This window comes from Pseudomonas sp. UBA5666 (genome assembly GCF_002420785.1).
Taxonomy (GTDB): domain Bacteria; phylum Pseudomonadota; class Gammaproteobacteria; order Pseudomonadales; family Pseudomonadaceae; genus Aquipseudomonas; species Aquipseudomonas fulva.
This window is the reverse complement of the sequence record NZ_DIIQ01000026.1, coordinates 16,439-37,377: the sequence shown is the minus strand read 5'-3', so window position 1 is coordinate 37,377 and position 20,939 is coordinate 16,439. Positions and strand designations below refer to the sequence as shown.

Below are 20,939 nucleotides of genomic sequence, written 5' to 3'. Positions count from 1 at the left end.
GCCTCAGAAACGCCAGATCACGTCGACGAAGGCGCGGTGCATGTAGCTGTCTGCCTCTTTGCCGTAGGCATCGCCCGGCTTGAATACCCCAGCACGCAGGCGAACCAGAGCCGAAGGCTCGTCGATCGCCTGGCTCATCGAGGCGGGGAGCAGGCCTTGCTTGAAGTACTTGGTCACGACCACGTCCATTTCCTGGCCAAGGTCTTTCTCACCCTCGACCAAAGGCCGGTTGATGCCGTTGTCGTTGACTACGGCGTTGATGCCGCTCGAGCCTATGTTCTGCGCACCGTCCACTCGCCAGAACCTGTGGTAGAGGAAGCTTGCGTCGTAGTCGTCGCGCAGCTGCCAGGAGGCGAACAAGGTGGCGGCCTGCAGGTTGCCCAACTCGCCACGAAAGGCCTCGCCAAAGCGATGCACACGCGATCGGGTGCCGGTGAAGTTGGAGCGGTTGCTTTCAAGGCCGGTCTGCTCGAAGTTGTTGCCGCCCTCGTCACCGCCGCCGCTGCCGCGGGCATAGGCGGCGCCCACCTGCCACTGCGGGTTCAGGCGCAGGCGTACGCCCAGGTCGGTGGCCCAGGCATTGACGTCGCCGCGTTGAGTACCGGTGGCCACTTGCTGGTCGCCCACCTGGCGGCTGCTGAGGGTGTCACGGTTGCCGGTCAGCCAGGTCAGGCTGCCCCAGTAGTTGACGTCATGCTCATTGCGCCAGTTGTAGGCATCGCTGTTGGCCTCCAGGCCCAGCCATGTCAGGTCGCCGGTGCGGGTCTTGTCCAGGGCGTCGACGGTTTGGCCGGGGTTTTTCAGGCTACCGCTGTCGTGGGTGTGATGAGCCCGCAGGCCCACCCAATGGCCAGGCGTCCACTGGGCAGCGACATTGCCGTAGAGGTGAGTACGATCCTCGTCCTGCGGGGCCAGGTCGGTCAGGTCGGTTCGGTATTCGCTGAAACGCCGGGCTGCACCCAGGTCGGCCTTGAGCAGGGTGGTGTCGAAGGTCCAGTTGAGGGCTTCGATGTTGGTGTCGCGCCACATGCCATCGTCGCTGCGCAACCGTTGCCGGCCTAGTCGCAGTTGCTCGCCGGGGTAGGCGGTCAGGCCGCTGTAGCCCATCCAGAACTCGCGCATGGCCAGGTAGCTCTTGTCCGGTTGACGACTGTCTGCGCCCGTGTCGGTGGTGGTGCCATCGTCGTTCTGGCGCAGGGTATCGGTTTCGATGGTATCGGTGGCAGTGACCGCCTGGCCCATGGCATAAGCGCTCCAGTTGCCGCGCTCGCCGTAGACCCACGGGCGCAGGTCCAGGCCCAGGCCATTGACGTCACCGCCTGGGCGGGTGCCCAGGTCGCGGTCGTCTTCGGACTGGCCAGTGACTTTCACTTCCAGGCCAAAATTGCGTTCGGCCGTGACCTGGGCCAGGCTCGGGCAGGACCACAGCAAGGCAAAGCCAAGGCCGATCCCGGCTTTGACGAAAGGGTTGAGCATCATGGCGCGTCCTCACCGTCTACGTCGTTTTCATCGTCTTGCAGCACATCCAGGGCCAGGGTATTGCTGGCGCCGGGCGTCATGGCCATGCGAGCTTGGGTTTCCCGCGCCAGCGTCTGCTGAGCCTGGCGGCGCGCCTCGGGCGCCAGCTGCTGCTCGATCTGCTGCAACAGCTCGGCCGACTGGGGCGTCGGGTTGGCCTGGGCGAGTTGCGCGAAGACCCATGCATCGGCAGGTTGCGGGCGGATGCCATGCCCCTCGCTGAACAGCTGCGCCAGGGCATAGTCGGCACTGACCTGGCCACCGCGTGCGGCCGCCAGCAGGTTGTCCAGCGCTTTCTGCGGCTCGACGTTGCCCAGGTAGCCACGGCGATAGAGTTGGCCCAGGTAGTAGCGGGCACTGGTCTTGCCGGCCGTGGCGGCGGCCAGCAGGTGACGCTCGGCGCTCTCGGCATCGGCCGGCAGCTGCTTGCCCTCGTAGTACAGGCGGCCGAGCAGCAGGTCCGCGCGAGGCTGCTGCGCATCACGGCCTTTTTTCAGGTAAGCCAGCAAATGGTCGGTGTCCCCCAGTTCAGGGAAGTCGTACAGCAGCTGCGCCAGGCTGACCCAGGATGCCGGGTACGCCGGTGCCACGCGTTCGAGCAACGCCTTGGCAGCTTGCCCGTCGGTCTGGCCCAGGCTGCGGTCGGCCAGCACGCGAGCGACGCTGTCCACCCGGCTGGCAGGCACTGCCCCGCGAGCGTAAGCCGATTCGAGCTGGTGCATCAGGGCGGTCAGCTGTTCGGCCTGACCACGCTTGCGGTACACGGTGGCCAGCTCCACGTAGCACAGGTCGGCAGTCGCCAACCCCGCCTGGCACAGGCTCTGCACTTCGTCCAGGTGCTGGTCGTAGGTGCCCTGCGTACGGTAGAGCAGCACCTGGGCGATACCCGCTTCCGGGTAGCCCTCGGTACGCCACCGATCGATCTGCTGCTGCGCGTTGATGGTAGGGAAGCTCTGCGGATAGGCCAGGTACAGCATGGCCAATGGCACCAGGGTATTGCCCTGGCCCTGGCGAGCGGCCAGCTTGAGCAGCGTTTGCGCTTCTTCGCGCTCGGCCTGGGTGCTGCCCGGCTTGGTCACCAGCAGGCGGCCAAGGCGCGCCTGGGCACGGGGCGAGGTGGCAGCGGCGGCGCGGTAGGTGGCTTCGGCTTGCTCGCGTTGGGCGCTGTCACCGGTGGCCACCTTGATGTCGGCCAGCCCGACCTGGGCATCGCTGTAGCCCAGGTCGGCCAGTGCCTGGTAGTTGCGTTCGGCCACAGCCAGGTCGCCGCGCTTGAGCGCTTCGTTGGCCAGGCGCTGGTCGGGCAGACCGGCGCAACCGGCCAGTGTCACGGTCAGGGCAAGTGCGCACGCAGTAAAGGGGCGCGGGTTGGACCCAGGCAAGGTTGGCATGCTCGTCATCACCTCGCCCTCACAGGTCACGGGCCGACGCACTGCCGATCAGCCAGTCCAGCGAAGGGCCGCGGTTGCTGGCAACCGACACCGGCCGGCCTGCCAGGGCCGCTGGCAGGGCGCTGTCCGGTTTGATCTGTACGCGGATGTCGGCGGCCAGCGCGTCGGGTTCCAGGCTGCTGCTGGCGACGATTTCCCCTGCGCGCACCTGGTCTTCGCCTGCCACCTGGAAGTTGACCCGCGTCCCCGGCTTGACCTCGTCGAACTGGCGGTAGCTGAAGCGGGCCTGGACAGTGGGTGTGCTCGTGCGTGGCACCAGCTCGAAGATCGGTTGGCCCTTGGCGGCGTACTGGCCGTCTTCCACACGCTGGCGGGCGACGATGCAATCGCAAGGGCTGGTGAGGGTGCCGGACAGTTGCTTGCCGAACAGCTCCTGGATTTTGGCGGGGTCGAGCTGGGTGTCGTCCAGGCTGCCCTTGAGCACGTCCAGCATGCTGGTGCTGAAGCTGGCAAGCGGGGCGCCCTTGCTCGTTTGGGCGCCGCTTGGCACCAGGCTGCTGACGGTGCCGTCCCTGGGCATGGTGATGGTGGTGACAGGCACGGCGACGACTGCGGCCTGGGCATGGCTGACGAAGTACAGGCCATACAGCGATTTGGCAACGAAGCCGAACGCTGCCACGCCCGCCACGAACACGCCCAGCGTCACGCTGACCGCCTTGAACCGGGCCAGTGGGCCCAGCCCGCTGCCGGCGTCCTTTTGCTTGCGCGCCTTGGTGAAGTTGTCCCGTTGCAGCGTGCTGAGCACATCGCCCATGGTGATCAGCTCGCCGGACAAGTGGCTGGTGATCAGGTGGCGCAAGGTGGCGATATCGCGCGGCTCCAGGTTCTGGAACTGCACGCCGGCCCGACCGCTGCCTGGGACGTAGGAGCGCACCTGAAACGCCACGTCCATCGACAGCCCCAGGTTATCGACGCTGAACTGCAACCGGCCCTGCAGCACCTGGCCTACGGCCAGAGGATGCGGGCTATGGAAGCTCAGGCCGCCGGCCGACAGGTCATCTACCTTGGTTTCATGGGGCTGACCCTGGGCGTCGACAAAGCGCAGCCTGGCAGGCATGCGCACCCGTGCGTGCTGGCGCTGGGCTTCGGATTCATGCACGACGTTGACGTTCACGGCGGTATTCATGGCGGTTGTTCCTGTTAGTTCCGATCCGGGGCGGGGTCACACGACCATGAACAGCGCAGCGACGAACAGGCTGGCAGCCGAAAAGGTCATGGCCCGCGAGGACCAGGTGTTGAACCATTGTTGAAAGCTGGCGAGGTCACGCTTGAGGGTGGTGGGCTGGCGCGTCCACGACTGTTTGTCGAGGCGGAAGAACACGTAGATCTTCATCAGCGCGCCGACGATCTGGTTGTAATAGAGAATCACCGGGTAGGCCGGGCCAACGCTGTGGCCCGAGCACAGCAGCATGAAGGTGAGTACCAGGCGGGTGAAACCGATCCACAGCAGGTACACCAGCAGGTAGGCCATGCCGAATTTCAGGCTGGCGATGAGGGCCACTGTCAGGCCCAGCAGGCTGGTCCACATCGAGACCCGCTGATCGAACAGCACGATGCTGGTGAACAGCCCCAGGCGGCGCAGGCCAAGCCCAAGGGCGCGTGAATTCTGCCGAAGGTTGTTGCCGTACCAGCGGTACATCAGCTTGCGGCTGGCCTTGAAGAAGCTTTTTTCAGGCGGATGCTCGACCGTGTTGATGGCCGCATCGGGCACGTAAAACGTGTCGTAACCCAGGCGCATCAGGCTGAACCAGCTGGACTTGTCGTCACCGGTCAGGAACTTGAAGCGCCCCAGGCGCCAGTGCATCAACGCGTCGCTTTCCACGTCGGCGATGAACTCGGGGTTGGTCACCACGCTGGCGCGGAACATCGACATGCGGCCAGTCATGGTCAGCACGCGCTTGGACAGGGCCATGGAACACATGTTGATGTGGCGCTGGGCGAAGCGCAGCTTGTGCCACTCGCTCATGATGTAGCCGCCGCGCACTTCGCAGAACTCGTTGGTGGTCAGGCCGCCGACGTTGGGGAACAGCTTGAACCACGGCACGGTCTTGCGCACCACGCCCTCGTCCAGCACGGTGTCGCCGTCGATCACCGCCACCACGGCATCGTCATCGGGCAGCATGCGGGAAATGGCGCGAAAGCCGTAGGCAAGGCCATCGCGTTTGCCGGTACCTGCGATGCGCACGATGTCCAGGGTGACATGAGGGGGCGGGTTGTACCTGGCCCACAGGCTCTTGACCAGCAGTTCGTCCGACATCTCCACCAGCGAACAGACCACGGTGGTGGGGAAGCCGCAGTCGATCGCCTCGCGAATCACCGAGCTGTACACCTGGGCGGTGGTCAGCGCTTCGATGCGAAAGCTGGTGACCATCAGGTAGACATGGGACGGATCGGCTGCCTGGCCCATCTTCTGCACCTTGCGGCGCAGGTACGGATAGACGCCGTACAGAAAGACCATGCCACGGATGAAGTGGGTGGCGCCCATGGAGTAACGCCAGATGCCAACTGCGCCGACCAGGAAGATGAAGTGCCTGGACTGCGGGTCGAAGATGTCGGCTGGCAGGGCCAGGGCGATCAGCATGAGAAGGCTCATGTAGAACAACCAACCGGCGCACTGCAGCAGCGCTGTCTTAAGCCTTTGCATGTTCAGCATCCGTGAAGAATTCAGGGTAGGGGCGACGCGGGATGGGGCACCGCGTCGCCTGGCCAGGCGTTACCAGCAGATGCCTTCGGTGCGGCCATCGGGGCTGGTGGGCTTGGCCATGAAGCCCACCAGGTCGATCACTTGCTTGCCGGCCGGCGCGTGCTGGGCCAGGGCGCGGAACTGCTCGTCACGGTTGCCGAGCACGATGATGTCGGCGTTGTCGATCACCTTCTGGAAATCGGCATTGAGCAGCGAGGACACGTGCGGGATCTTCGATTCGATGTACTCTTTGTTCGCCCCGTGTACCCGGGCGTACTGCACGTTCTCGTCATAGATGTCCAACTGGTAGCCCTTGCCGATCAGGCGCTCGGCCAGCTCCACCAGTGGGCTTTCACGCAGGTCATCGGTGCCGGCCTTGAAGCTCAGGCCCAGCAGGGCCACCTTGCGCTTGTCGTGGCTGTCGATCAGGTCGAAGGCGTTCTGCACCTGGGACTCGTTGCTGCGCATCAGCGAATCGAGCAGGGGCGCTTTCACATCGAGGCTGGCGGCGCGGTAGGTCAGTGCACGGACATCCTTGGGCAGGCACGAGCCGCCGAAGGCGAAGCCGGGACGCAGGTAGTACTGGGACAGGTTCAGCGCCTTGTCCTGGCAGACCACTTCCATCACTTCGCGGCCATCGACGCCCACGGCCTTGGCGATGTTGCCGATCTCGTTGGCGAAGGTCACCTTGGTGGCATGCCACACGTTGCAGGTGTACTTGATCATCTCGGCCACTTCGACCGACTTGCGGATGACAGGTGCATCGAGTTCTTCGTAGAGCGCCTGGAGCACGTCGCCACTGGCGCTGTCGAGCTCACCGATGACGGTCATCGGCGGATGGTCGTAGTCCTTGATGGCCGTGCTCTCCCGCAGGAACTCAGGGTTGACTGCGACGCCGAAGTCGATGCCGGCACGTTTGCCGGAGCAGTCTTCGAGCAGCGGTATTACCACGTTCTTCACGGTGCCCGGCAACACGGTACTGCGTACCACGATGGTGTGGCGGCTGGCTTTTTCACGCAGTACGAAACCGATCTCGCGGCACACCGATTCGATGTACTCAAGGCCCAGGTCGCCATTCTTCTTGCTGGGGGTGCCCACGCAGATCATCGACACATCGCTGGCCCGGATGGCCTCGGCAAAGTCGGTGGTCCCCCGCAGGCGGCCATTGGCGATGCCCTGCTGCAACAGCGCCTCCAGGCCTGGTTCGACGATGGGCGACTTACCCTGGTTGATCAAGTCGATCTTGGTGGCCGAGACATCGACGCCAATTACGTCATGGCCACGTGCAGTCAGGCAACCTGAACAGACGGCACCTACATAACCCAAACCAAAGATGCTGATACGCATCGCTATCACCTCGTGTGTTATCACGCTGGCACTTGTACTTGCAGGTGCCGAGTGGGGTTGATCAACAACAAATTCAGGGCGCACGGGGGCGTGGCGATTATCGGCATCGCCCCAGGCAATCACATTCAACATTAAACGTATGCGTTTAAAGTGCTTAGTTGAGCACGCCCATTTGAGCCACGCTTAGAAAGTACTTGGGTGCGGTCGGCACGTCTGTTCATGTTTATGTACAGGTGCCGGGTCGCTGGGTGTGCTATTTAAAATAAAAACCATAGCGTTCAATTACCCGCGCTGGGCGTGGCCATTATTGACGTGCTGGGCGCGACATTTTATTGCCAGGGTTTGATATCGAGATGCTGGCAACTTTCCGGTATGGGAATTTATCTTTAGGCCATCTCTTACAACCTACGAACAGCAAAATCGTTACGGCACCTATGAGCAGTAGGGTTGAGAGAAGTTCCGGCCTGAGATTCATTCGTATGCGGGTTTTTTCAGTATTTCGCGAGGGTCATACAATTTCAAATTGATGGCACGAGGCGGTTTGACCTCGGTATATAAAGGGCGAAAATGTTTCGAGATGTTTATATGCCAGCATGAGCGTCGGGTGCGAAAAAAAACTAAAAAAATCGGCCTGAGCGATGGTGGCAATCTGAGATTTTTTGGACCGGTGTTTATTTCTTGACGTCAATAAACAGTCCTTTACGGCTGGGTTTCACGATTTCTCGCCATATTTCGTAACGCTTGAAGGCCCTTCGCTTCCTAAGGTTTTTCAGCACCGGGCCGCCAACGTGGCTAGACGTCGTCATCGGCGGCTGTGAACGAAGGATCGTCGCAGTCCATGCGTTGCCGGCCCACGCAGGCGTCTGCTCCCTAACCACATGGAAGAGACGAGGCTTGAAACGATGAAGAACTGCATGCGAATCCTGTCTGCCACCGCCGTCATGCTGGCGGCGGCTGCAGCCCTTGCCGGGCCACCCGTTGAAGTGACGTTCAGAAATCTTGGAACCGAGTCGGTGAAACTCCAGCTGACCAATGCGAACGAGACCAGTACGTATCAGATTGCCAACCCTAAGCCGCACGATGAAGTGAAACCGGGTGAGAGCATCAGGTTCACCGTGCAGCGTCTGGTGAGCCCTGACACCAATGGTGCAATGCTCCGCTATTCGCAAGGGCGCAAGTCATGCGCCTTCAGCACGACGTTCGTCATGATGATGTCAGGAGGTATCAAGCAGCCTAAGTGGAACAAGACTGCCACGCCGGCCGGCGGTGCAACCTGCACCGCCGTTAACTCGGGGTTCAGTTCCAACTACGCCTGGAAAGCCGAATTCACCATGAAGTAACTCGGCTCCGTAGCCTGCTTTGCTGTTGGATTGGCGCTGATGGCAAACGCAGGCACTTTCACCGATTGAACTCCCGGAATTTCAAATCGAGGTGCGGCGATGGAACATATTTCGAGAACGGCAAGTTTTTCCGCAGGGGCTGTACCTGTAACGCGGGCAAAGGAGGCAACGACCGGTACGAACGCGGGCAACGTAGCGCCCGTGTTTGAAATACATGAGTCAAGTTCTGATGTTTCAGCGTTGGGCCGTCAACTCGCGGCGGCGGCGCAGCGAGCGGCTGTCCGAGATAGCCAGCTGAGTCGGCAGGAGTTGGCGGAGCTTGGGTCGCGCATTCAAATGGGTCTAGGCGGTCAAGGCTACGTCTATACAAAGGCGCTGCATGATGCCTTCATCCCTGATACGCAAGATCAGGCGCTGTTAGCCAGGGCGCGGCAAGCAACTGATTTTATCAACGGGAAAGATGCCAACCCCTTCAAACACCTCACCACAGAGCAATTGGCGCTGATTGGTTACGATGAGGGCGAAGACTTCACCTACAACGAGCGGCTCGCTGCCAGTGCTGAATTGGGTCATCGTTATTCGCAGTGGACCCGCTACATCGTTGACAAAGCCAACGCGGAATACGACAGGACAGACTTCAGGGACGATGCGCTGAGGGAAATGATCGATTACTACAAAAAACTTCCTCCTATCATGGAGGCGAGTTTTAGAAACTACGAATTTGATTTGACTGCGATGATAGGCAGAACCGAACCACCGCACGGCGATGAAGCCGATTCTCTGATAGACACCCTCCTGAAAACCGCCCGCAAGCTTGAAGACCGGGCAAAGAAGGATCACCCGCCGCTCGAAGGCCCTGACGAACCAGGCAAGCCCGCATGATGCCCGCCGTACAGCTGTGCAATGTCAGCCGGTTTCAGGGTGACGTGCCGGTGCTTCAAGGCATCGACCTGCTGATCCCCAGCGGGCAGACGTGCGCTGTCATCGGCCCGTCCGGTTCGGGCAAGAGCACGTTGCTGAACCTGATCGGGCTGTTGGACCGCCCGTGCGCAGGCCAGGTATGGATCGGCGGTAACGACATGACAGGCGCTAGCGCCGACCAGCGCGCCGTGATGCGTAACCGCCTGATCGGCTTCGTTTTCCAGAGTTTCAACCTGCTGCCGCGGTTGTGCGCCCTGGACAACGTGGCGTTGCCGCTATCGTATCGAGGGCTGCGCTTGCCCGTTGCCCGCCAGCACGCCGAGGTGCAATTGCGTGCCGTAGGCCTTGCCAGCCAGGCGGGGAAGCGGCCCGCCGAGATGTCCGGTGGTCAGCGCCAACGTGTGACGATCGCGCGTGCGTTGGTGACCGAGCCGAGCCTGCTGGTGGCCGACGAGCCCACCGGGAGCCTTGACGCCCAGACCGGTGAGCAGGTGCTGCACCTGCTGCTGACCCTCAACCAGGAAAGAGGCACGACCTTGCTGGTGGTCACCCATGATGCCAAGGTGGCACACAGGCTGCCCTGACGACCTGTTGCGCTCAGCGCCCTATGCGTCGGGCTGATCCCGCAAGAACACCAGGTGTTCGGCCTTCGACTGCTCGGCGCTGTAGTAATACCCCTGCACCTCGAACTGCTTGAGCTGCGTCGGGTCACTGATGCGCTCTTCGATGACGAAGCGGCTCATCATGCCGCGCGCTTTCTTGGCATAGAAGCTGATGATCTTGTGCTGGCCGTTTTTCAGGTCCTTGAAGTCCACGTTGATCACCCGGGCCTTCAGGGCGCTGCGCTTGACCGCGCTGAAATATTCGTTGCTGGCCAGATTCAGCAGCACATCGTCGCCCTGTTCGGCCAGGGCCTCGTTGAGCCACTCGCTGATGCGCGTGCCCCAGAACGCGTACAGGTCCTTGCCACGGGCGTTGGCCAGTTTGGTGCCCATTTCCAGGCGATAGGGCTGCATCAGGTCCAGAGGGCGCAACAGGCCGTAGAGGCCGGAGAGCATGCGCAGGTGATCCTGGGCGTAGCTGAGGTCGTCTTCAGTCAAGGTCTGGGCGTCCAGGCCGGTGTAGACGTCACCTTTGAAAGCCAGCAGGGCCTGCTTGGCGTTCTCTGGCGTGAAGGCGGGTGTCCAACTGCCGAAACGCGCGGCGTTCAGGCCCGCCAGCTTGTCGGACAGGTGCATCAGTTCGCTGATCTGCGCCGGGCTCATTGCTCGCAGCTGCTCGATCAGTTCCTGGGAATGGTCGAGGTGGCGGGGCAGGGTGAAACGCTCGGTCACCGGCGGGGTGTCGTAGTCGAGGGTCTTGGCGGGGGAAATCACCGTCAGCATCGGATCGGCTCCTGGCATCGTTGAGCGGGGATTCTAAGGGTTGGAAGAGGCAAGTCCAAACTATGGCGACAATAGTCAACGCCCATGGCCGATACAGCGGCTATAGTGCCTGTTTTCCTTGAGCGGAGCCCTGACCGTGCGCCTCGTTACAGCCCTGCTGGCTGGCCTGTTGAGCCTGGCCGTTCAAGCCGCCCCTGCCACGCCGGCCAGCCTGGACCGTGGCCTGTGGCCGGAGCAGCTGGACAGCCCTGCGCTGTTCGATGTGGCATCACGGGCCGAAATACTCTCGTTCGCCCGGGTGCTGCACGAGAACGAGCTGCTCGACGAGAATACCTTGGCAGCTCGCCTGGGCCTGCGGCAGGTCAACGTGCAGAAGGTCAGGCAGGTGAGGGCGCGGCTGTGGCAGCGGCTTTGGCAAGGTTATCAACAGGCGCAACGCAGTTGCGAGCAGGATGCGTCCTTTTGCTATGCGGTGACGTCGATGGCCGAACTGCGCTTGCAAGCGGCGACCTTCGCCACGGATGTGGGTGAGTTCTACACGGGCTGGATCGAGCCCAGCCGGCAATTTCATGAGCAGTACCTGAACGAGCAACTGCGCAAGGCGGCGTTGTTGCCGCAGACCAGCAGCGAAGTACAGCGGCTGTCGGCGGCCGAGCGCAACGGCGATGAGCTCAATGACCGGCTGTTTCTGCTCACCTTTGCCGGTGGGCCGGGTGCGGCGGCGGGCACCACAGACGAATTGGCCGCCTACCTGCGCAAGCAGAAGCTCGACGGGACGTTCTTCGTGCTCGGTAGCCGCTTGCAGCAACGTCGTGACGGCGAATCGCTGACGGCCCTGCGGCGCTTGTATCAAGGGCAGTGCGTAGGCATTCAGGGGTGGGAGTACCGGTCCCACGCGCAGTGGACGGATTGGCAGGCCTCGATCAGCCGCAGCCAGGCACGGGTGCGGGCAGACCTGCCCGAGCAGTACGTGCCGCTGTTTCGCCCGCCCTATGGCCAGCGGCGGGCCGACGGCCAGGCCTTCATGCAGCGCCAGCAGTTGCAGGTCTCGCTGTGGGATATCGATGCGCAGGACGACTCGGGCTTGAGTGCGCAGGCCTCAGCCCAGCGTGTGTTGACCTTGATGCTGCTATGGCGCAAAGGCGTGATCCAGTTTCATGACGCGTTGCCCAAGGCCAGGCCTGCGCTGCAGTGGCTGCTTGAACACACCGCGCAAAGCGGCATTGGTTGGCAGGATTGTCGCGAATACGGACAGGGCGCGCAGCAACCTGACTTCTGACTGTAGACCTGCTTGGCGCTGGCGCCAAGGCCTGTTCGTCAATCAGAAAAATAAAGTTGGCAATCGTATGAAAATGCTTTTTCCGGTCATGGCTTTTGCGGTATGAAGAAACCAGACAGCCGATTCCTGCAGCACAGGTGGCGTCACATGGGTCCACCTGGCCAGATCGCTTCCCGCCCGTAACAACGCGGATACGGGAAGAACGGCAGTCACTCCGCGGCGTAACAGACCACGCCGTGCCGCTTCGACATAAGGTGACCGAGTATGGATGACCAAGGACGCACCCCTTCCTCCAGCAAGCCAATCCTCTATGTGCTCGATACCAACGTCCTGATTCACGACCCCAACGCATTACTCAACTTCGAGGAGCACCACGTCGCCATTCCCATGACGGTGCTGGAGGAACTCGACAAGCTCAAGGCCGGTAAGCAAAGTATCGCTGCCGAATGCCGCCAGGCCATCCGCCTGATCGACCAGACGCTGGGTGATGCCTCGCCCAGCGTGGTGGAGCAGGGGGTACCCATCCAGCGTGGCAAAAGTGGGCCAAAAGGTTATCTGTCCATCCTGATGACCCCGCGCAACGAGCCGAACAAGCTGTTGCCCGAAACCCTCAACGACAACATCATCATCAATCAGCTGCTCGAAGTCAGGGCACGGCGTACCGACCTGGACGTGGTGCTGGTCACCAAGGACATCAACATGCGCCTGAAGGCGCGTGCCTGCGGCATTGCCGCCGAGGACTACAGCACCGACCAGTTGGTCGACGACGTGTCGCTGTTGTCCAAGGGCTACCACTCGGTCACCGGCTCGTTCTGGGACCGGGTCAGCAAGGTCGACACGCGTCAGGAACGTGGCCGTACCTGGCACAGGGTGCAATTGGCCGAGCCGCTGCCAGCGGTGCACGTGAACGAGTTCATCATCGATGAGCAAGGGTTCGTCGGCTGGATCAAGGGCACGCGCGAGGGCGAACTGCTACTGCTCGACCTGCACCAGGAGCCCTTGCTGCACCAGGAAGCCTGGGGCTTGAAGCCGCGTGACATTCATCAGAGCCTGGCGTTGTTGGCGCTGCTCGATCCGGATATCCACCTGGTCAACCTGACCGGGGCGGCGGGTTCGGGCAAGACCATCCTGGCGCTGGCGGCGGCCATCGAGCAGACCATGGTCAGCAAGCGCTACCGGCGCATCATCGCCACCCGTAGCTTGCAGGGGCTCGACCAGGAGATCGGTTTTCTACCGGGCACAGAGGCCGAGAAGATGGAGCCCTGGCTGGGCGCCATCACCGACAACCTCGAAGCCTTGCACATGGACGACGAGAGCACCCATGGCAGTGTCGAGTACATCCTCGAGCGGGTGCCGCTGCAGTTCAAGTCGCTCAACTACATCCGTGGTCGCAGCTTCCAGCAGAGCCTGATCCTCATCGACGAGTGCCAGAACCTCACGCCGCACCAGATGAAAACCATCATCACCCGTGCCGGCGCAGGGTCGAAGGTGGTGTGCCTGGGCAACCTGGCGCAGATCGATACACCATACCTGTCCGCGACCAGTTCGGGCCTGACCTACCTGACCGAACGCTTCAAGGACTTCCCCCACGGCGTGCACATCACCCTGCAAGGGGTGCCTCGGTCGGTGCTGGCCGAGTTCGCCGAGTCCCACATGTAGCCCCGTGCGCCGGGCGGTTCGCCGCCCGGCGGCTTCTGGCCGCGATGCGTCGGCCTGGCCCCTGCTCAAACCTGACCCACCGGTTTACACTCTCTGCTCCCTTCACAGGAGCAGAGCAGTGCTGACACATCTTGATTCCCAAGGGCGGGCCAACATGGTCGACGTCACTGAAAAAGCCGTGACCGAGCGCGAGGCCACAGCCGAAGCGCGCGTGCGCATGTTGCCGCACACCCTGCAAATGATCGTGGACGGTGAGCATCCCAAGGGTGATGTCTTCGCTGTAGCGCGCATCGCCGGCATTCAGGCGGCGAAGAAGACCAGCGACCTGATTCCGTTGTGCCACCCGCTGATGCTGACCAGTGTCAAGGTCGAGCTCAGCGCCGAGGGCAGTGATGCAGTGCGCATCGTCGCCCGGTGCAAGCTGGCCGGGCAGACCGGCGTGGAGATGGAAGCGCTGACGGCAGCCAGCGTGGCTGCATTGACCCTCTACGACATGTGCAAGGCCGTGGACAAGGGCATGGTCATCGAGCAAGTGCGCTTGTTGGAGAAGCTGGGCGGAAAAAGCGGCCCGTACAAGGTGCAAGGCTGATGAAGATCAAGGTGATGTATTTCGCTCGCTACCGGGAGCGGCTGGGACGCGGTAGCGAGTCGCTCGAAGGGACGTTCAAGGATGTGGACGATGTGCGCCTGGCGTTGGTGGGTAGAGGCGAGCCTTATCAGGTGCTGGCCGAGCAAAACCTGATGTGCGCCCGCAACGAGGAATTGTGCAGGCTGGATGAGCCTGTGCAAGAGGGCGATGAAGTGGCGTTCTTTCCGCCTGTAACCGGAGGTTGAGCATGGCCGTTCGGGTACAGGAAGGCGCTTTCGACCCAGGCGTTGAGACCAACGCCTTGCACGCGGCCAACGTGGGTGTCGGGGCAGTGGTCAGCTTCATCGGCTACGTGCGGGACTTCAACGACGGCCAGGACGTGGCGGGTATGATGCTTGAGCATTATCCCGGCATGACCGAGAAGGCCCTGGCCAAGATCGTGGCCGAGGCGCAGCAGCGCTGGCCGTTGCTCAAGGTCGAGGTGCTGCACCGCGTGGGTTACTTGGCGCCCGGTGAGCCGATCGTGTTCGTCGGCGTGGCCAGTGCCCATCGGCAGGCCTCGTTCGAGGCTTGCAACTTCATCATGGATTACCTGAAGACCCGTGCACCGTTCTGGAAGAAGGAAACGACCGGGCAAGGGGAGCGATGGGTGGAAGGACGTCAGAGCGACCAGGACGCGGCGGGGCGGTGGGGGTAGAGGGAGCGATTGACCTTGGGCGTCGCAGAAACGCCCAGGGTTTAGTCATGCAGGCTCAACGCCCAGGGTCGCTGCGCGGCCCGTTGCGGCCGATCCGGTGGTCAGGGCCCGGAGCATGGGCATCATCGACCTGACCGCCCGCAACCCGATCACGTGTGCTTGCGCGGCACTGGCTTGAGCAACTCATCAGGCGGCATCTCACACTTGATCTTGCGCCCCAGCAGCGTTTCGATCGCTGGTAACTGATAGGAATCATCTTCGCCGGCGAAGCTGATCGACACGCCGCTCGTGCCGGCTCGGCCGGTACGGCCGATCCGGTGCACGTAATCGTCAGGGTCTTCCGGCAGGGTGAAATTGATGACGTGGCTGATGCCGTCGATATGAATCCCGCGCCCAGCCACATCGGTCGCCACCAGCACCGTGATACGCCCCTCACGGAAGTTCTCGAGGGTACGGATACGCTTGTGCTGGGGTACATCGCCGGACAACTGCGCGGCATTGACGCCATCGCGTACCAGTTTTTCCTCGATACGGCGCACTTCGTCCTTGCGATTGGCGAACACCATCACCCGTTCCCACTTGTTCTGGGTCACCAGGTTGTACAGCAGCTTGTATTTGTCGCTGCCAGCCACCGCGTAAACGTGCTGCTCGACTGTTTCGCTGGCCACGTTCTCGGGCTCGATCTCGACGATGGCGGGATCGGTCGTCCACTGCTTGGCCAGGTTCATCACGTCATCAGTGAAGGTGGCCGAGAACAGCAACGTCTGGCGCTCGCTCTTGGGCGGCGTCTGGCGAATGATCTGACGCACCTGCGGGATGAAGCCCATGTCCAGCATGCGGTCGGCTTCATCCAGCACCATCACCTCGACCATGTCCAGGTGCACCTCGCCACGCTGGCTGAAATCCAGCAGGCGGCCGGGTGTTGCCACCAGGATGTCGCAGTGGCGTGCTTCCAGGGCCTTGAGCTGCTTGTCGAAGTCCATGCCGCCGACGAAGCTCATCACGTTCAGGCCGGTGTATTTGGTCAGGGCGACCGCGTCCTTGGCAATCTGCACCACCAGCTCGCGCGTGGGGGCGATGATCAGCGCGCGTGGCTCGCCCATGTAGCGTTCCTTGGGCGGGGGCGTCTGTTGCAGCTGGGAAATGATCGAGATCAGGAACGCGGCCGTCTTGCCGGTACCGGTCTGGGCCCTGCCGATCGCGTCCTGGCCCCGCAGCGTGAAGCCCAGCACCTGCGCCTGGATCGGCGTGCAGTAGGGGAACCCCAGATCGTGAATGGCGTGCATCAGCTCAGAGGAGAGCCTGAAGTCGTGGAAACGGGTCTTGCCCTCCTGGGGCTCGACCACGAAGTCCTCCGGTTTCCACAGGCTGGCCTGCGGCTTGGGCTTTGGCTTGCGCTCTCGACGCGGTTTGTCACTGGCCGGTTTGGTAGCGGCAGTGTGTTCGATTTGGGCGGCAGGCGGGTTGTCCGCAACGGCAGGGGCCGCTGGCAAATCGGCCTGGGGGGCCGCTGGCGCCGGGGTAGTGCTGGCAGCGGGCGCAGTGGCCTGGGGGGCAATGTCTCCCTTGCCGAATATTTTCTTGAGTGCCTTGAGCACGGTCATCTCGTCAATTGGTTAAGGAATGTACGCCGGGCAGTGTAATGCAAGATCCCCGCTCGGCGTAGTGCAATGGCCTTGAACGAACCGTGCGCCCAGGTCACTGCAATTGCTTGGCCAGCCATTGAAGGATGTCATTGAGTTCTTCGACGATCACTTCGTGCTCCATCGGGTACTCGTGCCATTGGGCAGCGACGCCCCAGGTGTTCAGGTACTCGAAGGCCGTGCGCCCCATCGACGGGATCACCACCGGGTCGTGCACACCATGCAGGCACAGGGCCGGGGTGCGTTGCTGGCAAGCACTCAATGTATGCTCGTCAGCGAAGGTGGGGGCATAGGTGGAAAGGGCCAGCACGCCACCCAGTGCTTCCTGCCACTTTATATAGGCCGTGTGCAGCACGACGGCGCCCCCTTGGGAGAACCCGGCCAGGAAGATGCGCGACAGGCTGATGCCCTTGGCCTGCTCGGCCTTGATCAAGGCGATGACCTGCTCGGCCGAGGCCTCGAGCTCGGCCTCGTCTATGGCCCTGGCCGGCGTCATGGCCTTGATGTCGTACCAGCTGGGCATGGCATAGCCGCCATTGATGGTCACCGGCCGGGTCGGCGCCTGGGGCATGACGAACCGGGCAGTGAGCAGATGCTGCTGCCTGAATTCGGCCACCGGTAGGAAGTCGTAACGGTCCGCGCCCAGGCCGTGCAACCAGATCACACAGGCATCTGCGGCTTTTTGGGGTTCGAGAATGAGTGGGTCGGTCATGGCTGCTCCGAAAACGTGCGTGTGGAAGGGGTCGTGCTTGAAAAGAAGGCGCGCGCCCGACGAGCCGGAAAAAGAATGTCGCAACGATGCAACTTTCCCTACTTGACTCGTGCTTAAACGCTCAAGCCGCGCAATCTGGTACGCGGTTTGCACTTCCCTCTGTGATGCAAGGGACAGGCCGAGACGGTAACACCCTTTGCACGCGAAGGCTGTCACAGAACAGCCCATTGCGCCAAGTGACCCAATAACAAGCCAATACGGGTCGGATGCGCCTCAAAAGGGTGCGGTGCAATTCCGGCTCGATACAACAAGAGCGATTTGGAGGTTGTGAATGAAGATGTTGAAAACCACCCTGGCAGTCCTGACCGCTGCCGCTGCCCTGAGCGCCGTGAGTACGGCCCAGACCGGTGCGACGCTCGATGCGGTAAAGAAGAAGGGCTTCGTCCAGTGTGGCGTGAGTGACGGTCTCCCAGGCTTCTCGGTTCCAGATGCACAAGGCAAGATCGTCGGGATCGACGCCGATGTCTGTCGCGCTGTAGCGGCAGCAGTGTTCGGGGACGCGACCAAGGTCAAGTTCAGCCAGCTCAACGCCAAGGAACGCTTCACCGCGCTGCAATCGGGCGAAGTCGACGTGCTGTCGCGCAACACCACCTGGACCAGCTCGCGCGATGCCGGCATGGGCCTGATGTTCACTGGGGTCACCTACTACGACGGCGTAGGTTTCCTGGTCAACAAGAAGCTTGGCGTATCCAGCGCCAAGGAGCTCGATGGCGCGACCATCTGCATCCAGGCCGGCACCACGACCGAACTGAACGTATCGGACTTCTTCCGCGCCAATGGCCTGAAATACACCCCCATCACCTTCGACACTTCGGATGAGAGCGCCAAGTCCCTGGAGTCTGGCCGTTGCGACGTGCTGACGTCGGACAAGTCCCAATTGTTCGCCCAGCGTTCCAAGCTCGCCGCCCCGACCGACTACGTGGTACTGCCGGAAACCATTTCCAAGGAACCGCTGGGCCCGGTCGTGCGCAAGGGTGACGAGGAGTGGTTCAGCATCGTCAAGTGGACCCTGTTCGCCATGCTCAATGCCGAAGAAGCCGGCATCACCTCCAAGAACGTCGAGGCCGAGGCCAAGAGCACCAAGAACCCGGATGTGGCGCGTCTGCTGGGTGGCGACGGCGAGTACGGCAAGGACCTCAAACTGCCCAAGGACTGGGTAGTGCAGATCGTCAAGCAAGTGGGCAACTACGGCGAGGTGTTCGAGAAGAACCTTGGCCAGAGCACCGACCTGAAGATCGACCGTGGCATGAATGCCCTGTGGAACAACGGCGGCATCCAGTACGCACCACCTGTGCGTTGAATGGTTGCACCTGCGGCGGCATCCCGCCGCCGCAGGCGGTCCGCTACCCTTCTCTTCGGGGCATTTCATGCAAAATCGAATTGGCGCACCAAAGGGTTTATCCCTGAGCGATCCACGTGTGCGCGCGTGGCTGTTCCAGCTATTGACCATCGTCTTCGTGGTCGGTCTGGGCTGGTACCTGTTTCACAACACGCAAACCAACCTGCAGCACCGAGGCATCACCTCGGGCTTCGACTTTCTTGACCGCAGTGCCGGCTTCGGCATCGCTCAGCACCTGATTCCCTATGTGGAGTCGGACAGCTATGCGCGGGTGTTCGTCATCGGATTGCTCAACACCTTGCTGGTGACCCTCATCGGGGTGGTGCTGGCCACACTGCTGGGCTTCATCATCGGTGTCGCCAGGTTGTCGCCGAACTGGATGATCAACAAGCTGGCTACCGTGTACGTGGAAACCTTCCGCAACATCCCGCCGCTATTGCAGATCCTGTTCTGGTACTTCGCCGTGTTCCTGACCCTTCCGGGGCCGCGGGGCAGCATCAACATCGATGACGCGTTCTTCATCAGCAACCGCGGCCTGAACATGCCTGGAGCCTCCATGGCAGAGGGCTTCTGGCCATTCGTGGCTGCCCTGTTGGTAGCCGTGCTGGCAACCGTGTTGATGGCGCGTCGAGCCAACCGGCGCTTCGAAGAAACCGGCCAGCCGTATCACAAGTTCTGGGTGGGGCTGGCGCTGATGATCGCCATTCCGGGTGCCTGTGTGCTGTTGTTCGGCAGCCCCGTGCAGTGGGAGGTGCCGCAGCTCAAGGGCTTCAACTTTGTCGGCGGCTGGGTACTGATCCCTGAACTACTGGCGTTGACCCTGGCCTTGACGATCTACACCGCAGCATTCATTGCCGAAATCGTACGCTCGGGTATCCGTTCGGTCAGCCATGGCCAGACCGAGGCTGCGCGTTCGCTGGGGCTGCGCGAGGGGCCAACCCTGCGCAAGGTGATCATCCCGCAGGCACTGCGCGTGATCATTCCACCGCTTACCAGCCAGTACCTGAACCTGGCGAAGAACTCGTCGCTGGCCGCAGGCATCGGCTATCCGGAAATGGTCTCGCTGTTCGCCGGCACCGTGCTCAACCAGACCGGCCAGGCCATCGAGGTGATCGCCATCACCATGAGCGTCTACCTGGCCATCAGCATCAGCATTTCGCTGTTGATGAACTGGTACAACAAGCGCATCGCGCTGATCGAACGGTGAGGATACGTCTGTGAATGCTCATGTTTTCAAACCTGACATGCCGCCTCCGGTGAAAACCGTCGGCGTGCTCGCCTGGATGCGCGCCAACCTGTTCTCCAGCTGGCTCAATACCCTGCTTACCCTGTTCGCCATCTACCTGGTCTGGCTGATCGTGCCACCGCTGCTGCAATGGGCGTTGATCGATGCGAACTGGGTGGGCACCACCCGTGCCGACTGCACCAAGGAAGGCGCCTGCTGGGTGTTCATCCAGCAGCGTTTCGGCCAGTTCATGTATGGCTACTACCCCTCCGAGTTGCGCTGGCGGGTGGACCTGACGGTATGGCTGGCGGTGCTGGGCGCAGCGCCGCTGTTCATCCGCAGCTTCCCGCGCAAGGCGGTCTACGGGCTGGGGTTCCTGGTGCTGTACCCGCTGGTGGCCTACACCCTGCTGCACGGCGGGCTGTTTGGCCTGGAGACGGTACCGACCAGCCAATGGGGCGGCCTGATGCTGACGCTGGTGATTGCCACCGTGGGCATCGTCGGGGCCTTGCCCCTGGGGATCGTACTGGCGCTGGGGCGGCGCTCGCGCATGCCGGCGGTGAAAGTGGTGTGCGTGACCTTCATCGAGTTCTGGCGGGGCGTGCCACTGATCACGGTGTTGTTCATGTCGTCGGTGATGCTGCCGTTGTTCCTGCCCGAGGGCATGAGCTTCGACAAGCTGCTGCGGGCCATGATCGGGGTGATCCTGTTCCAGTCGGCATACATCGCCGAAGTGGTGCGTGGCGGCCTGCAAGCCATCCCCAAGGGGCAGTACGAAGCCGCCGCCGCCATGGGGCTGGGCTACTGGCGCTCGATGGGGCTGGTGATCCTGCCCCAGGCGCTCAAGCTGGTCATCCCCGGCATCGTCAATACCTTCATCGCCCTGTTCAAGGACACCAGCCTGGTGATCATCATCGGGCTGTTCGACCTGCTCAACAGCGTCAAGCAAGCTGCCGCCGACCCGGCCTGGCTGGGCATGGCCACCGAAGGCTATGTGTTCGCCGCCTTGGTTTTCTGGATTTTCTGTTTCGGTATGTCCCGCTACTCCATGCACCTGGAGCGCAAGCTGGACACTGGCCACAAGCGTTAGG

The 20,939-nt window shown here is 62.1% G+C and carries 19 protein-coding genes; 11 read left to right on the top strand and 8 right to left on the bottom strand.

Annotated elements, in window-relative coordinates; all coding sequences use genetic code 11:
- Nucleotides 1–3: 3 nt before the first annotated feature.
- From B2Y33_RS13620 to B2Y33_RS13600, 5 genes are all read right to left on the bottom strand, one after another.
- On the bottom strand, nt 4–1,479 hold the full coding sequence (locus tag B2Y33_RS13620; protein ID WP_206405636.1) for an alginate export family protein: 1,476 nt from the start codon (nt 1,477–1,479) through the stop codon (nt 4–6).
- The gene (algK, locus tag B2Y33_RS13615) at nt 1,476–2,909 is read right to left on the bottom strand and encodes an alginate biosynthesis TPR repeat lipoprotein AlgK (RefSeq protein WP_288633028.1); all 1,434 of its coding nucleotides are present in this window, start codon (nt 2,907–2,909) and stop codon (nt 1,476–1,478) included. The genes B2Y33_RS13620 and algK overlap by 4 nt, the downstream gene beginning before the upstream one ends.
- Nucleotides 2,910–2,928: 19 nt before the next feature.
- Entirely contained in the window at nt 2,929–4,095 is a 1,167-nt protein-coding gene (locus B2Y33_RS13610) for an alginate biosynthesis protein Alg44 (protein ID WP_206405638.1), read from the bottom strand.
- Nucleotides 4,096–4,131: 36 nt separating this feature from the next.
- Complete coding sequence (gene alg8, locus B2Y33_RS13605; protein WP_161780414.1) at nt 4,132–5,613, bottom strand: mannuronan synthase; 1,482 nt, start codon at nt 5,611–5,613, stop codon at nt 4,132–4,134.
- A gap of 69 nt (nt 5,614–5,682) precedes the next feature.
- Nucleotides 5,683–6,999, bottom strand: a complete 1,317-nt coding sequence (locus B2Y33_RS13600; protein WP_027914449.1) for a nucleotide sugar dehydrogenase — start codon at nt 6,997–6,999, stop codon at nt 5,683–5,685.
- Nucleotides 7,000–7,901: 902 nt separating this feature from the next.
- Between B2Y33_RS13600 and B2Y33_RS13595 the strand changes: the two genes are divergently transcribed.
- The 3 genes from B2Y33_RS13595 to B2Y33_RS13585 all read left to right on the top strand — a co-directional run bounded on the left by B2Y33_RS13595 (nt 7,902) and on the right by B2Y33_RS13585 (nt 9,844).
- Nucleotides 7,902–8,339, top strand: coding sequence for a hypothetical protein (locus B2Y33_RS13595; protein ID WP_027914450.1), 438 nt, complete (start codon nt 7,902–7,904; stop codon nt 8,337–8,339).
- Between the two features lie 99 nt (nt 8,340–8,438).
- Complete coding sequence (locus B2Y33_RS13590) at nt 8,439–9,221, top strand: hypothetical protein (protein WP_206405639.1); 783 nt, start codon at nt 8,439–8,441, stop codon at nt 9,219–9,221.
- Nucleotides 9,218–9,844, top strand: coding sequence for an ABC transporter ATP-binding protein (locus B2Y33_RS13585; RefSeq protein WP_206405640.1), 627 nt, complete (start codon nt 9,218–9,220; stop codon nt 9,842–9,844). The genes B2Y33_RS13590 and B2Y33_RS13585 overlap by 4 nt, the downstream gene beginning before the upstream one ends.
- Before the next feature lie 21 nt (nt 9,845–9,865).
- Here the strand turns inward: B2Y33_RS13585 and yaaA are convergent, their stop codons facing one another.
- Nucleotides 9,866–10,645, bottom strand: coding sequence for a peroxide stress protein YaaA (gene yaaA, locus B2Y33_RS13580; RefSeq protein ID WP_028687190.1), 780 nt, complete (start codon nt 10,643–10,645; stop codon nt 9,866–9,868).
- 136 nt (nt 10,646–10,781) lie between these two features.
- Between yaaA and B2Y33_RS13575 the strand changes: the two genes are divergently transcribed.
- The 5 genes from B2Y33_RS13575 (at nt 10,782) to moaE (ending at nt 14,869) form a co-directional block, all read left to right on the top strand.
- Nucleotides 10,782–11,924, top strand: coding sequence for a polysaccharide deacetylase family protein (locus B2Y33_RS13575; protein WP_145280247.1), 1,143 nt, complete (start codon nt 10,782–10,784; stop codon nt 11,922–11,924).
- Nucleotides 11,925–12,188: 264 nt separating this feature from the next.
- Nucleotides 12,189–13,583, top strand: a complete 1,395-nt coding sequence (locus B2Y33_RS13570) for a PhoH family protein (RefSeq protein ID WP_288633026.1) — start codon at nt 12,189–12,191, stop codon at nt 13,581–13,583.
- A gap of 118 nt (nt 13,584–13,701) precedes the next feature.
- Complete coding sequence (gene moaC, locus B2Y33_RS13565) at nt 13,702–14,172, top strand: cyclic pyranopterin monophosphate synthase MoaC (protein ID WP_023534451.1); 471 nt, start codon at nt 13,702–13,704, stop codon at nt 14,170–14,172.
- A complete protein-coding gene (locus tag B2Y33_RS13560; RefSeq protein WP_027914453.1) occupies nt 14,172–14,417 on the top strand; it encodes a MoaD/ThiS family protein in 246 nt (81 codons plus the stop codon). The genes moaC and B2Y33_RS13560 overlap by 1 nt, the downstream gene beginning before the upstream one ends.
- Before the next feature lie 2 nt (nt 14,418–14,419).
- Nucleotides 14,420–14,869 carry a molybdopterin synthase catalytic subunit MoaE gene (gene moaE, locus B2Y33_RS13555; protein WP_027914454.1) on the top strand — a complete coding sequence of 150 codons (450 nt, stop codon included), beginning with the start codon at nt 14,420–14,422 and terminating at the stop codon, nt 14,867–14,869.
- A 149-nt stretch (nt 14,870–15,018) separates the two neighbouring features.
- Here moaE and rhlB read toward each other — a convergent pair whose 3' ends face one another.
- Together rhlB and B2Y33_RS13545 are read right to left on the bottom strand one after the other, a co-directional pair.
- On the bottom strand, nt 15,019–16,467 hold the full coding sequence (gene rhlB, locus B2Y33_RS13550) for an ATP-dependent RNA helicase RhlB (protein ID WP_088522940.1): 1,449 nt from the start codon (nt 16,465–16,467) through the stop codon (nt 15,019–15,021).
- Between the two features lie 100 nt (nt 16,468–16,567).
- Nucleotides 16,568–17,224 (bottom strand): alpha/beta hydrolase, encoded by a 657-nt coding sequence (locus tag B2Y33_RS13545; RefSeq protein WP_288633023.1) that lies wholly within the window; start codon nt 17,222–17,224, stop codon nt 16,568–16,570.
- Nucleotides 17,225–17,555: 331 nt separating this feature from the next.
- Between B2Y33_RS13545 and B2Y33_RS13540 the strand changes: the two genes are divergently transcribed.
- The 3 genes from B2Y33_RS13540 (at nt 17,556) to B2Y33_RS13530 (ending at nt 20,938) form a co-directional block, all read left to right on the top strand.
- A complete protein-coding gene (locus B2Y33_RS13540) occupies nt 17,556–18,584 on the top strand; it encodes an amino acid ABC transporter substrate-binding protein (protein WP_288633021.1) in 1,029 nt (342 codons plus the stop codon).
- Nucleotides 18,585–18,651: 67 nt separating this feature from the next.
- Nucleotides 18,652–19,830, top strand: a complete 1,179-nt coding sequence (locus B2Y33_RS13535; protein ID WP_110607134.1) for an amino acid ABC transporter permease — start codon at nt 18,652–18,654, stop codon at nt 19,828–19,830.
- Nucleotides 19,831–19,840: 10 nt separating this feature from the next.
- The gene (locus B2Y33_RS13530; protein WP_023534443.1) at nt 19,841–20,938 is read left to right on the top strand and encodes an amino acid ABC transporter permease; all 1,098 of its coding nucleotides are present in this window, start codon (nt 19,841–19,843) and stop codon (nt 20,936–20,938) included.
- The last annotated feature ends 1 nt before the right edge of the window (nt 20,939 follow it).

Bases quoted from the DNA above. Each gene is read 5' to 3' on its own strand.
- B2Y33_RS13590 (WP_206405639.1), top strand. From the start codon at position 8,439: ATGGAACATATTTCGAGAACGGCAAGTTTTTCCGCAGGGGCTGTACCT.
- B2Y33_RS13540 (WP_288633021.1), top strand. From the start codon at position 17,556: ATGAAGATGTTGAAAACCACCCTGGCAGTCCTGACCGCTGCCGCTGCC.
- B2Y33_RS13595 (WP_027914450.1), top strand. From the start codon at position 7,902: ATGAAGAACTGCATGCGAATCCTGTCTGCCACCGCCGTCATGCTGGCG.
- B2Y33_RS13610 (WP_206405638.1), bottom strand. From the start codon at position 4,095: ATGAATACCGCCGTGAACGTCAACGTCGTGCATGAATCCGAAGCCCAG.
- B2Y33_RS13600 (WP_027914449.1), bottom strand. From the start codon at position 6,999: ATGCGTATCAGCATCTTTGGTTTGGGTTATGTAGGTGCCGTCTGTTCA.
- B2Y33_RS13620 (WP_206405636.1), bottom strand. From the start codon at position 1,479: ATGATGCTCAACCCTTTCGTCAAAGCCGGGATCGGCCTTGGCTTTGCC.
- B2Y33_RS13560 (WP_027914453.1), top strand. From the start codon at position 14,172: ATGAAGATCAAGGTGATGTATTTCGCTCGCTACCGGGAGCGGCTGGGA.
- B2Y33_RS13545 (WP_288633023.1), bottom strand. From the start codon at position 17,224: ATGACCGACCCACTCATTCTCGAACCCCAAAAAGCCGCAGATGCCTGT.
- alg8 (WP_161780414.1), bottom strand. From the start codon at position 5,613: ATGCAAAGGCTTAAGACAGCGCTGCTGCAGTGCGCCGGTTGGTTGTTC.
- B2Y33_RS13535 (WP_110607134.1), top strand. From the start codon at position 18,652: ATGCAAAATCGAATTGGCGCACCAAAGGGTTTATCCCTGAGCGATCCA.
- algK (WP_288633028.1), bottom strand. From the start codon at position 2,909: ATGCCAACCTTGCCTGGGTCCAACCCGCGCCCCTTTACTGCGTGCGCA.
- B2Y33_RS13585 (WP_206405640.1), top strand. From the start codon at position 9,218: ATGATGCCCGCCGTACAGCTGTGCAATGTCAGCCGGTTTCAGGGTGAC.
- moaE (WP_027914454.1), top strand. From the start codon at position 14,420: ATGGCCGTTCGGGTACAGGAAGGCGCTTTCGACCCAGGCGTTGAGACC.
- B2Y33_RS13570 (WP_288633026.1), top strand. From the start codon at position 12,189: ATGGATGACCAAGGACGCACCCCTTCCTCCAGCAAGCCAATCCTCTAT.
- yaaA (WP_028687190.1), bottom strand. From the start codon at position 10,645: ATGCTGACGGTGATTTCCCCCGCCAAGACCCTCGACTACGACACCCCG.